Source organism: Pseudomonas indica NBRC 103045, assembly GCF_002091635.1.
In the GTDB taxonomy this organism is placed as follows: Bacteria; Pseudomonadota; Gammaproteobacteria; order Pseudomonadales; family Pseudomonadaceae; genus Pseudomonas_M; species Pseudomonas_M indica.
In genome coordinates this window covers 211434-224881 of sequence record NZ_BDAC01000001.1, presented here as the reverse complement: position 1 = coordinate 224881, position 13448 = coordinate 211434, and the positions used below count along the sequence as shown (strand labels likewise).

At 67.1% G+C, this 13448-nt stretch carries 12 protein-coding genes; 11 read left to right on the top strand and 1 reads right to left on the bottom strand.

All coding sequences use genetic code 11. The annotated features are described in order from the left end of the window. Nucleotides 1–17 precede the first annotated feature (17 nt). Nucleotides 18–566, top strand: a complete 549-nt coding sequence (locus PIN01S_RS00975) for a lipocalin family protein (RefSeq protein WP_423814495.1) — start codon at nucleotides 18–20, stop codon at nucleotides 564–566. A 66-nt stretch (nucleotides 567–632) separates the two neighbouring features. On the opposite strand, the gene PIN01S_RS00970 is transcribed toward PIN01S_RS00975, so the two are convergent. Continuing rightward, nucleotides 633–1994, bottom strand: coding sequence for a formimidoylglutamate deiminase (locus PIN01S_RS00970; protein WP_084333003.1), 1362 nt, complete (start codon nucleotides 1992–1994; stop codon nucleotides 633–635). Between the two features lie 130 nt (nucleotides 1995–2124). On the opposite strand from PIN01S_RS00970, the gene hutC reads away from it, so the two are divergent. The 10 genes from hutC to hutI all read left to right on the top strand — a co-directional run bounded on the left by hutC (nucleotide 2125) and on the right by hutI (nucleotide 13394). Next, complete coding sequence (gene hutC, locus PIN01S_RS00965; protein ID WP_084333001.1) at nucleotides 2125–2877, top strand: histidine utilization transcriptional repressor HutC; 753 nt, start codon at nucleotides 2125–2127, stop codon at nucleotides 2875–2877. After that, nucleotides 2874–3464: a HutD/Ves family protein gene (locus PIN01S_RS00960; RefSeq protein WP_084332999.1), complete on the top strand. Its 591-nt coding sequence runs from the start codon at nucleotides 2874–2876 to the stop codon at nucleotides 3462–3464. The genes hutC and PIN01S_RS00960 overlap by 4 nt, the downstream gene beginning before the upstream one ends. 85 nt (nucleotides 3465–3549) lie before the next feature. Beyond that, nucleotides 3550–4569: an ABC transporter substrate-binding protein gene (locus PIN01S_RS00955; RefSeq protein WP_084332997.1), complete on the top strand. Its 1020-nt coding sequence runs from the start codon at nucleotides 3550–3552 to the stop codon at nucleotides 4567–4569. Nucleotides 4570–4833: 264 nt separating this feature from the next. Continuing rightward, nucleotides 4834–6162, top strand: a complete 1329-nt coding sequence (locus tag PIN01S_RS00950) for a YjiH family protein (RefSeq protein ID WP_084332995.1) — start codon at nucleotides 4834–4836, stop codon at nucleotides 6160–6162. A 47-nt stretch (nucleotides 6163–6209) separates the two neighbouring features. Beyond that, nucleotides 6210–7883: a urocanate hydratase gene (gene hutU / locus PIN01S_RS00945; RefSeq protein WP_084332993.1), complete on the top strand. Its 1674-nt coding sequence runs from the start codon at nucleotides 6210–6212 to the stop codon at nucleotides 7881–7883. A 59-nt stretch (nucleotides 7884–7942) separates the two neighbouring features. Continuing rightward, nucleotides 7943–8905, top strand: coding sequence for an ABC transporter substrate-binding protein (locus tag PIN01S_RS00940; protein WP_084332991.1), 963 nt, complete (start codon nucleotides 7943–7945; stop codon nucleotides 8903–8905). A gap of 67 nt (nucleotides 8906–8972) precedes the next feature. After that, on the top strand, nucleotides 8973–9824 hold the full coding sequence (locus PIN01S_RS00935; protein WP_084332989.1) for an ABC transporter permease: 852 nt from the start codon (nucleotides 8973–8975) through the stop codon (nucleotides 9822–9824). Further along, the gene (locus tag PIN01S_RS00930) at nucleotides 9821–10651 is read left to right on the top strand and encodes a quaternary amine ABC transporter ATP-binding protein (RefSeq protein WP_084332987.1); all 831 of its coding nucleotides are present in this window, start codon (nucleotides 9821–9823) and stop codon (nucleotides 10649–10651) included. Before PIN01S_RS00935 ends, PIN01S_RS00930 begins: the two co-directional genes overlap by 4 nt. Before the next feature lie 8 nt (nucleotides 10652–10659). Beyond that, nucleotides 10660–12198 carry an HAL/PAL/TAL family ammonia-lyase gene (locus PIN01S_RS00925; RefSeq protein ID WP_084333577.1) on the top strand — a complete coding sequence of 513 codons (1539 nt, stop codon included), beginning with the start codon at nucleotides 10660–10662 and terminating at the stop codon, nucleotides 12196–12198. After that, nucleotides 12195–13394 carry an imidazolonepropionase gene (gene hutI, locus PIN01S_RS00920; protein WP_084332985.1) on the top strand — a complete coding sequence of 400 codons (1200 nt, stop codon included), beginning with the start codon at nucleotides 12195–12197 and terminating at the stop codon, nucleotides 13392–13394. The genes PIN01S_RS00925 and hutI overlap by 4 nt, the downstream gene beginning before the upstream one ends. Nucleotides 13395–13448: the final 54 nt, after the last annotated feature.

Sequence of the window (13448 nt, the reverse complement as noted above, 5' to 3'; positions counted from 1 at the left end):
GTGGCGTTGTAAAGGAGATCCCCGTGCGTTTCCCGCTCGTCCTCTTCGCCAGCCTGTTGCTGACCGCCTGCGCCAATTCCGGCACCGGGCAAGCGCCGCCGGAGACGGTCGGCAAGGTGGACCTGGCCCGTTACCAGGGCACCTGGTACGAAGTGGCCCGCCTGCCGATGTTCTTCCAGCGCGACTGCAGGGAATCCGAAGCCCATTATCAACTGCGGGACGATGGTCGGATGGCGGTCACCAACCGTTGCCGTACGGTGTCCGGTAAGTGGAAGCAGGTGCAGGGCGAGGCGGAGCCCCAGGAGGCGGGGCAGACCGACAAACTGTGGGTGCGCTTCGACAATGGTGTCAGCCGTCTCCTGCCGGGGCTGACCAAGGGTGAGTACTGGGTGTTGTCCCTGGACGACGATTACCGCGTCGCCCTGGTCGGCCATCCCAACCGCAAGTACCTCTGGCTGCTGTCCCGCAAGCCGAACCTAAGCACCGAGCAGCGCGACGAGCTGCTCACCGTGGCTCGCCAGCAGGGGTACGACACGTCGGAGTTGATCTGGCGCGAGGGTGAGTGACGGTCCCTGGCTCCGTTGGGCGAATGAATTCACCCCTACAGAGCACCCGCCTGACCGTAGGAGCCCTCAGAGTAATGCGCGCAGCACCTGGGCAAACGCCCGGGCGGTTTCTTCCTCGGCGGCATGCCGGCCGTCCCGCACCGCCCAGCGGCCGTTCACCATCACATCGCGTACCTGGCGATCGCCGCCGGCGAACAGCCAGCGATTGAGCAGGGCGTCGTCTTCGGCGGTGGCCAGGTAGGGATCGTTGCCGTCCAGCACCAGCAGATCGGCGCGGCGGCCAGCGGCAAGGGCGCCCACGTTCTGCCCGAGAGCCTGGGCCCCGCCGGCCAGGGCGGCGTCATACAGGGTGCGACCGACGTTGGGCCGATCCGCGCGGAACAGGCGGTTGCGCCGCTGATCGCGCAGACGCTGGCCATATTCCAGCCAACGCAGTTCCTCCACCACGCTGACCGAGACATGGCTGTCCGAGCCGATGCCCAGGCGACCGCCTTGGGCCAGGTAGTCCACTGCCGGGAACAGTCCGTCGCCGAGGTTGGCCTCGGTGGTCGGGCAGAGTCCGGCCACCGCGCCGCTGCGGGCCATGGCGACAACTTCCTCATCCGCGACATGGGTGGCATGCACCAGGCACCAGCGCTCGTTCACCGGTACGTTCTCGTACAACCATTGCACCGGGCGCAGGCCGCTCCAGGCCAGGCAGTCGTCGACTTCCTTGCGCTGCTCGGCGATGTGGATATGGATGGGCCGCTGCCCGTCGTCCGCCGCCAGCACTGCGTCGATCTGCTCTGGGGTGACGGCGCGCAGGGAATGGAAACACAGGCCCAGGCGTTGCGCCGGCTCGTTCCGTAGGGCGGCGTCCAGGCGTTGCAGCAGGGCCAGATAGCTGTCGGTGCCGTGGATGAAGCGGCGCTGCCCGTCGTTGGGCGCCTGGCCGCCGAAGCCGGAATGGCTGTAGAGCACTGGCAGCAGGGTCAGGCCGATGCCGCTGTCGCGAGCCGCCCGGCCGATACGCAGGGCCAGTTCGGCCGGGTCGGCATAGGACCGGCCGTCGCTGTCATGGTGCACGTAATGGAATTCGGCGACGCCGGTGTAACCCGCCTTGAGCATCTCGATGTAGAGCTGGCGGGCGATGATCTCGAGTTGCTCCGGGGTAATCTTGCCGACCATCCGGTACATCAGCTCGCGCCAGGTCCAGAAGCTGTCCTGCGGATTGCCGGCCACTTCGGCGAGGCCGGCCATGGCGCGCTGGAAGGCGTGGGAATGCAGATTGGGCATGCCGGGCAACACGGGACCGTGCAGGCGCTCGGCGCCGTCCGCGGAAGCGTCGGGCGTCACATGGGCGATGAGGCCATCGGCAGCGATCTCGAAGCGGACATTCCGGGCCCAGCCCTCGGGCAGCAGGGCGCGTTCGGCGAAGAGGGCGGTCATGACGTGGGCCTCGCAATCGGCATTCAAGTTGTATATACATATACAGATGTGTAAGGGCGCCGTAAACTGCGGCTTGTCCGGGGTTGGATAATCCGGTACATGCCGGTATGCCCAAGAGTAGGAGAATCCCTTGAACGCCACGCCTTCCGAGCCGACTCCGCTGGCCGCGCAACTTGGCGACCAGCCCGCGCCGATCTACGCCCGGGTCAAGCAGATGATCGTTGCGCAGATCCAGTCGGGCGCCTGGCCGCCCCATCACCGCGTACCGTCCGAATCGGAACTGGTCAGCCAACTGGGCTTCAGCCGCATGACCATCAACCGCGCCCTGCGCGAGCTGACCGCCGAAGGGCTGCTGGTGCGCATGCAGGGTGTCGGCACCTTCGTCGCCGAGCCCAAGGGTCAGGCAGCCCTGTTCGAGGTACATAACATCGCCGACGAAATCGCCGCCCGTGGTCATCGCCACCGTTGCGAGGTGATCCGCCTCGGCGAAGAGCTGGCCGGGCCGGAGCGGGCCGTGGCGCTGGATATCCGCGAAGGGCAGCGGGTATTCCATTCGCTGATCGTGCACTACGAGAACGACGTGCCGGTGCAGGTCGAAGACCGCTACGTGAACGCCGAACTGGCGCCGGACTACCTCAAGCAGGACTTCTCCAGTCTCACGCCCTATGCCTACCTGTCCCAAGTGGCGCCGCTCACCGAGGGCGAGCACGTGGTCGAGGCGATCCTCGCCGACGCGGAGGAATGCCGCTTGCTGCACATCGAGCGCCATGAGCCCTGCCTGTTGATTCGCCGCCGTACCTGGTCGGGCCGCCGCGCGGTGACCAGCGCCCGGCTGGTCTATCCCGGCTCGCGCTACCGCCTGGAGGGGCGCTTCAGCTCATGACCGCGATCCGTCACCTGCGTGCCGTCGACTACCCGCGCATGCCCTGGAAGAACGGTGCCGGCAGTACTCTGGAGATCGCCCGCGACGCCGGCGACGGGCTGGACGGCTTCGGCTGGCGGCTGTCCATCGCCGATGTCGGCGAGTCCGGCGCGTTTTCCCGCTTCGACGGTTACCAGCGGATCATCAGCATGATCGAAGGCACCGGCATGTGCCTGACCGTCGATGGCCAGCCGTCGCGCGACCTGCGGGTTCTGGATGCCTTCGCCTTTTCCGGCGACAGCGCGGTGGACTGCCGGTTGCTCGACGGACCGATCCGCGACTTCAACCTGATCTACTCGCCGGCCCGCTACCACGCCCGCCTGCAATGGCTGCGGCTGGACGGCGACGCCCAGGTGCTCGGTTCGGCGCCGTTGTGGTTGGTGTTCTCCCTGGCCGATGGGCTGGCGGTGCGCCTGGAAGGTGAAACAGTGGCGACCCTGGGGTACCTCGACTGTCTGCAAGTGGACAGCGCTTCCGCCGCTTTGAAGGAGCTGCGCCTCGACGGGCAGGGCGCCTGTGCGCTGATCGAGTTACAGCCTTTGGCTTGATTCGGGGCTCCCCGTCCGTCCCGTCCGCTTTTCCTCGTCGTCTATCCTTCCTGGCTACGGCTGCGTTTTAGACGAGGAGATCGCCATGACCCCGCTCCGCACCCTCATTTCGCTCGTTGTGCTGGCGACGGCGCTGGTCGCCCCTGCCGCACGGGCGGAGTGCCCGTATCCCAAGCCGGTGGTCTTCGCCGGGCTGAATTGGGAGAGCGGCATGTTTCTCACCGAGGTGCTGCGCTATGTCCTGGAAAAGGGCTACGACTGCCGCACCGATGCGCTGCCCGGTAACAGCGTGACCATGGAGAACGCGCTGGCGCAGAACGACATCCAGGTGTTCGCCGAGCAATGGGCCGGGCGTAGCCCGGTATGGCGCGAGGCGGAGGAGGCCGGCAAGGTCTTCGCCGTGGGCGAGCCGGTGAAGGGCGCCAGCGAGGGATGGTGGGTGCCGGAATACGTGGTCAAGGGCGATCCCCAGCGCGGCATCGAACCGCTGGCGCCGGAGTTGAGGAAGGTCAGCGACCTGCCGCGCTACAAGGCTCTGTTCCGCGACTCCGAGGACCCGGACAAGGGGCGTTTCTACAATTGCCCGACCGGCTGGACCTGCGAAACGGTCAACAGCCAGAAGCTCAAGGCCTATGGCCTGCTCGACAGCTACACCAACTTCCGCACCGGTGCCGGGCCGGCGCTGGATGCGGCCATCGCCTCGGCCTACCGGCGCGGCGAACCGATCCTTTTCTACTATTGGTCGCCGACCCCACTGATGGGGCGCTTCAAGCTGATCCAACTGGAGGAGCCGCCGTTCAGCGAAGAGTCCTGGGCCACCCTGTCCGACCCCCGGCATCCCAATCCCATCGGCGGCGCCTCGTTGCCGGCGAAGATCAGCATCGGCGTCTCGCGCGACCTGCACGACCGGGCGCCCGGGTTGGTCGGAATGTTCGAGCAGGTCGAGATTCCGCTGCCCCTGCTCAACCAGGTACTCGCCGAGATGGGCGAGCAGCGGCGCGACGTAGCGGACATGCGCACGGCTTTCTTCCGCCAGCAGCGGGCGGTCTGGTCGCGCTGGGTACCCGACGAGGTGGCCGCACGGATCGACGCCAGCCTGAAATGAGGCACCCGCTGTTACCGATGGTGCCTTTTCGGGGCGTTTCGCCCTCTTTCTGAGCGCGCCTGTGATGCCCGGCAGCCGCCGGGACACTTCGTCGGATGTGCGTTCGCCGCTGCCAAACCCGCGCTATTGCTGAATTCCAGGCCCAGATGCGTGCTTCCTTGCGGCACGCATCCCGGTATTGGCCTCTCGCTTGCATAGTCTTGTATATACAAGCATAGATATGTTCATGCGTTTCCATCGGAAACACTGCCGGGAGGAACAGCAATGCACGACCAGCCGACCACCACCCTGGCCGCCAGCGGCGGCACACGCGCCGTCCTGCGCCTGCTGGGTTTCAGCCTGATCGGGCTGATCATCTTCTTCGTGCCCTTCGACATCGGCGGGCGCAACACCATCCTTCTCGACCACGCCGCCGGTGCGCTGATCGCCCATGCGCGGCCGCTGGTGATCGGCGTCGCCCTGCTGCTGATGGCCTACGGCGCGCTGGCGCCCTGGTTCGACGGCAGTTGGCGGCGGACCGCTGTGAGCCGGGTATTCAGCGTGCTCAAGGTGATCGGCCTGGCACTCGGCGCGGTGCACCTCGCCGGCCTGGCGCCCGCGGCGATCCAGGCGCCGGACATGCTGCCCTTCCTGTTCGACAAGCTGGTGCTGAACCTGGCGCTGATCGTGCCGCTGGGTTCGCTGGCCCTGGTGTTCCTGATCGGCTTCGGCCTGCTGGAGCTGGTCGGCGTGTTGATGCAGCCGGTGATGCGACCGCTCTGGCGCACACCGGGCAAATCGGCCATCGATGCCGTGGCGTCGTTCGTCGGCAGCTACTCGGTGGGGCTATTGATCACCGACCGCATGTACCAGCAGGGCCACTACAGCGTGCGCGAGGCGGCGATCATCGCCACCGGCTTCTCCACGGTGTCGGCACCGTTCATGGTCATCGTCGCCAAGACCCTCGGCCTGATGGCGCAGTGGAACCTGTACTTCTGGAGCGCGCTGCTGGTGACCTTCGCCGTCACGGCCGTGAGCGCACGCATCTATCCGTTGTCGCGGCTGCCCGATCAAGGCCGGCCCGACCCGCAACTGGAGCCGGGCGTCGGCCGGCTGCGCAGCGCCTGGCTGGCCGGCGTTACCCAGGCGCGTCAGGCGCCGGCCCTGCACCGTGCCTTGCTGGAAACCTTCGCCGACGGCCTGCGCATGGCCGCGGCGATCCTGCCGAGCATCCTCGCCGTCGGCCTGCTCGGGCTGCTGGCCGCCAAATACACCCCATTGTTCGATGCCATCGGCGTGCTGCTCTACCCGATCACCTGGCTGTTCGGCCTGTCCGAACCCATGGACGTGGCACGCGCCATCGCCTCCGGGCTGGCCGAGATGTTCCTGCCGGCGATGCTGCTGAAGGACGCCGGCAGCCTGGTCAAGTTCGTGACCGCCATCGTCTCGGTGAGCAGCGTGCTGTTCCTCTCCGCCTCGATTCCCTGCGTGCTTGCCACGCGTATTCCGCTGCGCCTGCGCGATCTGCTGCTGGTCTGGCTGCAGCGCACGCTGCTCAGTCTGCTGTTCAGCATCCCCATCGCCTACCTGGCCCAGCACCTGGGCTGGCTCTGAACCGAGCCGCCCCTTCGACGAACTGCCTGTGTAAAGGAGCTTTTTCCATGACCGCCCCGACCCGTTACCGCGACACCGAAATCCGCGCCCCTCGCGGCACCCGGCTGAACGCCAAGAGCTGGCTGACCGAAGCGCCGCTGCGCATGCTGATGAACAACCTCGACCCGGACGTGGCGGAAAACCCCAAGGAGCTGGTGGTCTACGGCGGCATCGGCCGTGCCGCGCGTAATTGGGAGTGCTACGACCGCATCGTCGAAACGCTCAAGGAACTGAACGACGACGAGACCCTGCTGGTGCAGTCCGGCAAGCCGGTGGGCGTGTTCCGTACCCACAAGGATGCCCCGCGCGTGCTGATCGCCAACTCCAACTTGGTGCCGCACTGGGCGACCTGGGAGCACTTCAACGAGCTGGACGCCAAGGGCCTGGCCATGTACGGCCAGATGACCGCCGGTAGCTGGATCTACATCGGCAGCCAGGGCATCGTCCAGGGCACCTACGAGACCTTCGTCGAGGCCGGCCGCCAGCACTACGGCGGCAACCTTGCCGGCCGCTGGGTGCTCACCGCCGGCCTCGGCGGCATGGGCGGCGCGCAGCCGCTGGCGGCGACCCTGGCCGGCGCCTGCTCGCTGAACATCGAGTGCCAGCAGAGCCGCATCGACTTCCGCCTGCGCACCCGTTACGTCGACGAGCAGGCCAAGGACCTGGACGACGCCCTGGCCCGCATCGCCCGCTACACCGCCGAGGGCAAGGCGATCTCCATCGCCCTTTGCGGCAACGCGGCGGAAGTCCTGCCGGAGCTGGTCCGCCGTGGCGTGCGCCCGGACCTGGTCACCGACCAGACCAGCGCCCACGACCCGCTCAACGGCTACCTGCCGATCGGCTGGAGCTGGGAGCAGTACCGCGAGCGCGCTCAGAGCGAGCCGGCCGCCGTGATGAAGGCGGCCAAGCAGTCCATGGCGGTCCACGTGCGGGCCATGCTCGACTTCCAGAAGCAGGGCGTGCCGACCTTCGACTACGGCAACAACATCCGCCAGATGGCCAAGGAAGAGGGGGTGGAGAACGCCTTCGACTTCCCCGGTTTCGTCCCGGCCTACATCCGTCCGCTGTTCTGCCGGGGCATCGGGCCGTTCCGCTGGGCCGCGCTGTCCGGCGAGGCCGAGGACATCTACAAGACCGACGCCAAGGTCAAGGAACTGATCCCGGACGACGCCCACCTGCACCGCTGGCTGGACATGGCCCGCGAGCGCATCGCCTTCCAGGGCCTGCCGGCGCGCATCTGCTGGGTCGGCCTGGGCCAGCGCGCCAAGCTCGGCCTGGCGTTCAACGAGATGGTCCGTTCCGGCGAGCTGAAGGCGCCCGTCGTCATCGGTCGCGATCACCTCGACTCCGGCTCGGTGGCCAGCCCCAACCGCGAGACCGAGGCCATGCGGGACGGCTCCGATGCCGTCTCCGACTGGCCGCTACTCAATGCGCTGCTGAACACCGCCAGCGGCGCCACCTGGGTGTCGCTGCACCACGGCGGCGGCGTCGGCATGGGCTTCTCCCAGCATTCCGGCATGGTGATCGTGTGCGATGGCACCGACGAGGCCGCCGCGCGTATCGCCCGGGTGCTGACCAACGATCCGGGCACCGGCGTGATGCGCCATGCCGACGCCGGCTACCCGATCGCCATTGACTGCGCACGCGAGCAGGGCTTGAACCTGCCGATGCTCAAGGACTGAGCGGCTGCCTTCGGTTGTTTTCCACTGCCGCCCTTCAACGTACTCGGAGCCACAAGACGATGACACTCAAGAAGATGATGACCAGCCTGCTGTCCCTGGGGTTGCTGGCTGGCGCGGCGAGCGCGCAGGCCGATGGCTGGTGCGATTCCAAGCCGGTGAAGTTCGCCGGGATCAACTGGGAGAGCGGCATGCTGCTCACCGACCTGATGCAATTCGTCCTCAAGCACGGTTACGGCTGCGAAACCGACAGCCTGCCGGGCAACTCCATTACCATGGAGCAGGCGCTGAGCACCAATGACATCCAGGTGTTCGCCGAGGAGTGGATCGGCCGTAGCGATGCGTGGAACAAGGCAGCCAAGGCCGGCAAGGTGGTCGGTGTCGGCGCTCCCATCGTCGGAGCCACTGAGGGCTGGTATGTGCCGCGCTACGTCGTCGAAGGCGATGCCAAGCGCAACCTGGCAGCCAAGGCACCGGGGCTCGAAGCGGTTTCCGACCTGGCCCAGTACGCCGAGCTGTTCCGCGATCCGGAAGAGCCGGGCAAGGGCCGTTTCTACAATTGCCCGGCCGGCTGGACCTGTGAGCTGGAAAACAGCGAGATGCTCAAGAGCTACGGTCTGGAAGACAAGTTCACCAATTTCCGTCCGGGTACCGGCCCGGCACTGGACGCGGCGGTGCTGTCGAGCTACCGGCGCGGCGAGCCTATCCTCTTCTATTACTGGTCGCCGACGCCGCTGATGGGACAGGCCGATCTGGTCAAGCTGCGGGAGCGCGAAGGCGTGAACAAGGACGTGACCATCCAGGTCGGTCTGTCCAAGGCCTTCCACGACGAGGCGCCGGAGCTGGTGGCGGTACTGGAGAAGGTCAACCTGCCGATCGACCTGCTCAACCAGAGCCTGGCCAGGATGGCCAAGGAGAAACTCGCCTCGGACACGCTGGCCAAGACGTTCCTCAAGGAGCATCCGGAGGTCTGGCACGCCTGGGTCAGCGACGACGCGGCGAAGAAGATCGAGGCGGCGCTCTGATCGTGGATGACGGCGGGCGCGCGGCCCGCCCCATCCTTTCTCTCATCCTCACGCGCGGAGCGGTCCCATGTTCCCCGAACGCCTGACTTTCTCCATCGCCGACTGGGTCAACGCCTGGGTCGACGCCCTGGTGACCAACTACGGCGATGTGTTCCGGCAGATATCCGATACCCTGCTGTGGGCCATCGTGAATCTCGAAGGCCTGCTGCGAGCGACGCCCTGGTGGCTGATGCTGGCGCTGGTCGCCGGCATCGCCTGGCATGCCACCCGCCGTCTGCTGCCGACCCTGCTGATCACCGGGCTGCTGTTCCTGGTCGGTGCGGTGGGGTTGTGGGACAAGCTGATGCAGACCCTGGCGCTGATGCTGGTGGCGACGCTGATCTCGGTGATCGTCGGCATTCCGCTGGGCATTCTCTCGGCCCGCAGCGACCGTTTGCGGTCTTTGCTGATGCCGCTGCTGGACATCATGCAGACCATGCCCAGCTTCGTGTACCTGATCCCGGTGCTGATGCTGTTCGGCCTCGGCAAGGTGCCGGCGATCTTCGCCACGGTGATCTATGCCGCACCGCCGCTGATCCGCCTGACCGACCTGGGCATCCGCCAGGTCGACCACGAGGTGATGGAGGCGGTCAACGCCTTCGGCGCCAACCGCTGGCAGCAATTGTTCGGCGTGCAACTGCCGCTGGCCCTGCCGAGCATCATGGCGGGGATCAACCAGACCACCATGATGGCGCTGTCGATGGTGGTGATCGCTTCGATGATCGGCGCCCGCGGGCTCGGCGAAGACGTGCTGATCGGCATCCAGACACTGAACGTGGGCAAGGGGCTGGAGGCCGGACTGGCCATCGTCATCCTTGCCGTAGCCATCGACCGTATCACCCAGGCCTATGGCCGCTCCCGCCATGAGGTGCGCCAATGAACGGGGTCGCGATGGACAAGATCGTCGTCAAAAACGTCTACAAGATCTTCGGCCCGCGTGCCGAAAAGGCCCTGGCCGCGATCCGCCAGGGACGGAGCAAGGCCGAGGTGCTGGCCGATACCGGCTGCGTGGTCGGCGTGAACGATCTGTCGCTGAGCATCGGCGCCGGGGAAATCTTCGTCATCATGGGATTGTCCGGGTCCGGCAAGTCGACCCTGGTCCGCCACTTCAATCGGCTGATCGATCCCACCAGCGGTGAAATCCTGGTCAATGGCGAGAACATCCTCGCCTACGACATGCCGCGCTTGCGCGAATTCCGCCGGCGCACCATCAGCATGGTGTTCCAGAGTTTCGGCTTGCTGCCGCACAAGACGGTGCTGGACAACGTCGCCTACGGTCTCAAGGTGCGCGGCGAGAGCAAGGCGCTGTGTCGCGAGCGCGCCGCCCACTGGATCGCCATCGTCGGCCTGGCCGGTTACGAGGGCTCCTACCCGCACCAGTTGTCCGGCGGCATGCGCCAGCGCGTCGGCCTGGCCCGGGCGCTGGCGGCCGATACCGAGATCATCCTCATGGACGAGGCGTTCAGTGCCCTCGATCCGTTGATCCGCGCCGACATGCAGGAGCAATTGCTGGAGTTGCAGCAGAGCCTGCACAAGACCATCGTCTTCATCACCCACGACCTCGACGAGGCCCTGCGTATCGGCAACCGCATCGCCATCCTCAAGGACGGGCAGCTGGTGCAGGTGGGCACGCCGAGGGAAATCCTCGACCAGCCGGCCGACGATTACGTCGACCGTTTCGTCCAGCGCCGCGCGGCGGTGGTCTGATGGACGGCATGCAGGCTTCCGCCCTCGCGCCGGTGGTGATCGGCGATACCCCGTTGCGCTGGCAGGATGTGGTCGCCGTGGCCCGTCATGGTGCCCGCCTGGCGTTGAGCGAAGCGGCCTGGGCGCGCATCGACAATGCCCGCGCCATCGTCGAGCGCATCGTCGAGAGGGGCGAGCGCGCCTACGGCATCAGCACCGGCCTCGGTGCGTTGTGCAACGTCCTCTTGCAACCCGAACAACTCGGCCTGCTTTCCCGCAACACGCTGCTCAGCCACGCCTGTGGCGTCGGCGAGCCGCTGCGCGACGAGCAGACCCGGGCGATCATCTGCGCCGCCGTGGCCAACTACAGCCATGGCAAATCCGGCCTGCAACGGCAGGTGGTGGCTGCGCTGCTGGCGCTGCTCAATCACGGCATCACCCCGCGGGTGCCGGCGCAGGGATCGGTGGGCTACCTGACCCACATGGCCCACGTCGGCGTAGCGTTGCTCGGTATCGGCGAGGTGAGCTACCGGGGGCGCATCGTCCCGGCCGCCGAAGCGCTGGCGATGGAGGGCCTGGCGCCGGTGGAACTGGGAGCCAAGGACGGGCTCTGCCTGGTCAACGGCACGCCCTGCATGACCGGCCTGAGCTGCCTGGCCCTGGCCGACGCCAACCGCCTGGCGCTGTGGGCCGACATCATCGGGGCTATGAGTTTCGAGGCTTTGCGCGGGCAGCTCGATGCCTTCGATGCCGAGATCATCGCGCTCAAGCCGCACCCCGGCATGCAGCGGGTCGGCGCCAACCTGCGCGCCCTGCTCAACGGCAGCGCAGTGCTCGCCGACAGCCGGGGCATCCGCACCCAGGATGCCCTGAGCATCCGCTCGATCCCGCAGATTCATGGCGCCTGCCGCGATCAACTGGTGCATGCCATGCGCCAGATCGAGGTGGAGTTGAACTCCGCCACGGACAATCCCTTGCTGCTGGGTACGCCGGACGACTACCGAGTGGTTTCGCAGGCCAACCCCCATGGCGAGTCGGTGGCCATGGCGGCCGATCTGCTGGCGATCGCCATGGCCGAGTTCGGCGGCCTCGCCGAGCGGCGCCTGGATCGTCTGATCAACCCGCTGGTCAGTGGCCTGCCGGCGTTCCTGGTCAGCCAGAGCGGGGTCAACTCGGGAATGATGATCGCCCAGTACGTGGCCGCCTCGCTGGTCGCCGAGAACCGCCAACTGGCGCAGCCGGCGGTGGTGGACAACTTCGTCACCTCGGCGCTGCAGGAGGACCATCTCAGCCTCGGTACCAACTCGGCGCTCAAGCTCGCCAAGGCACTGGGCAACTGCACGCAGATTCTCGCCATCGAATACCTGATCGCCGCCCAGGCTTTCGAATTCATCGAGGGGCCGGGCTTCGGTACCGGCACGGCGCTGGCCTGGAAGCTGTTGCGCGAACGGGTGCCGCCCTACCACGAAGACCGCTGGCTGGCCCCGGATATCGCCAAGGCCGCCGAACTGCTGCGTGATGAGCAGGTGCTCAGCGGCATCGGCGCCGCCATCGGAGGATTGCAATGAAACGACTCTGGCTGAACGCCCATGCCGCGACGATGCGCGGCGGGCGCTATTCGATCATCGAGGACGCCGCCCTGCTGGTGGAGGGCGGGCGCATCGCCTGGATCGGCCCGCGCCATGAGGCGCCAGGTGGCGCGGACGAGACCGTCGATCTCGGCGGTACCTGGATCACGCCGGGCCTGATCGACTGCCACACCCACGCGGTGTTCGGCGGCGACCGCAGCGGCGAATTCGAAATGCGCCTGCAAGGCGCCAGCTACGCGGAGATCGCCGCGGCCGGCGGTGGCATCGCCAGCACCGTGCGCGCCACCCGCGAATCCAGTGAAGACGAACTGCTGGCCAGTGCCGAGCGGCGCCTGCGCAACCTGCTGCGCGACGGCGTGACCACGGTGGAGATCAAGTCCGGTTACGGCCTCGACCTGGCCAGCGAGCGCAAGATGCTGCGCGTCGCCCGCCGCCTGGGCGAGCGCCTGCCGCTGACGGTGCGCGCCACCTGCCTGGCGGCCCATGCGTTGCCGTCGGAATACGCCGGGCGGCCCGACGATTACATCGAACACATCTGCACCGAACTGCTGCCGGCCCTGGCCGCCGAGGGGCTGGTGGATGCGGTGGATGCTTTTTGCGAGCATCTGGCGTTCTCGCCGGCGCAGGTGGAGCGGGTGTTCCAGGCGGCCACCGCGCTGGGCCTGCCGGTCAAGCTGCATGCCGAGCAACTGTCGTCGCTGGGCGGTTCCAGCCTGGCGGCGCGCTACCGGGCGCTGTCCGCCGATCACCTCGAATACATGACCGAGGACGACGTGCGCGCCATGGCCACGGCTGGCACCGTCGCGGTGCTGCTGCCCGGCGCCTTCTACTTGCTGCGCGAAACCCGCCTGCCGCCCATCGATCTACTGCGCCGGCACGGCGTGGCCATGGCCATCGCCAGCGACCTCAATCCCGGCACCTCACCGGCGCTGTCGCTGCGCCTGATGCTGAACATGGCCTGCACCTCGTTCCGCCTGACCCCGGAAGAAGCCCTGGCCGGCGTCACCCTGCACGCCGCCCGGGCCCTCGGCCTGGACGCGGAACTGGGCAGCCTGGAGGTCGGCAAGCGCGCCGATTTCGTCGCCTGGGATATCCAGCGCCCCGCCGAGCTGGCCTACTGGCTGGGCGGCGATCTGCCCAAGCGGGTGGTCCGGCAGGGCGAGGACGTGCGATGAGGCAGCCCCTCTACCGAATCTGTGGACGCGAATCCATTCGCGATCGAACGACCC

Coding starts and splice junctions, on each gene's coding strand:
- PIN01S_RS00970 (WP_084333003.1), bottom strand. CDS start 1,994: ATGACCGCCCTCTTCGCCGAACGCGCCCTGCTGCCCGAGGGCTGGGCC.
- PIN01S_RS00960 (WP_084332999.1), top strand. CDS start 2,874: ATGACCGCGATCCGTCACCTGCGTGCCGTCGACTACCCGCGCATGCCC.
- PIN01S_RS00955 (WP_084332997.1), top strand. CDS start 3,550: ATGACCCCGCTCCGCACCCTCATTTCGCTCGTTGTGCTGGCGACGGCG.
- PIN01S_RS00950 (WP_084332995.1), top strand. CDS start 4,834: ATGCACGACCAGCCGACCACCACCCTGGCCGCCAGCGGCGGCACACGC.
- hutU (WP_084332993.1), top strand. CDS start 6,210: ATGACCGCCCCGACCCGTTACCGCGACACCGAAATCCGCGCCCCTCGC.
- PIN01S_RS00940 (WP_084332991.1), top strand. CDS start 7,943: ATGACACTCAAGAAGATGATGACCAGCCTGCTGTCCCTGGGGTTGCTG.
- PIN01S_RS00935 (WP_084332989.1), top strand. CDS start 8,973: ATGTTCCCCGAACGCCTGACTTTCTCCATCGCCGACTGGGTCAACGCC.
- PIN01S_RS00930 (WP_084332987.1), top strand. CDS start 9,821: ATGAACGGGGTCGCGATGGACAAGATCGTCGTCAAAAACGTCTACAAG.
- PIN01S_RS00925 (WP_084333577.1), top strand. CDS start 10,660: ATGCAGGCTTCCGCCCTCGCGCCGGTGGTGATCGGCGATACCCCGTTG.
- hutI (WP_084332985.1), top strand. CDS start 12,195: ATGAAACGACTCTGGCTGAACGCCCATGCCGCGACGATGCGCGGCGGG.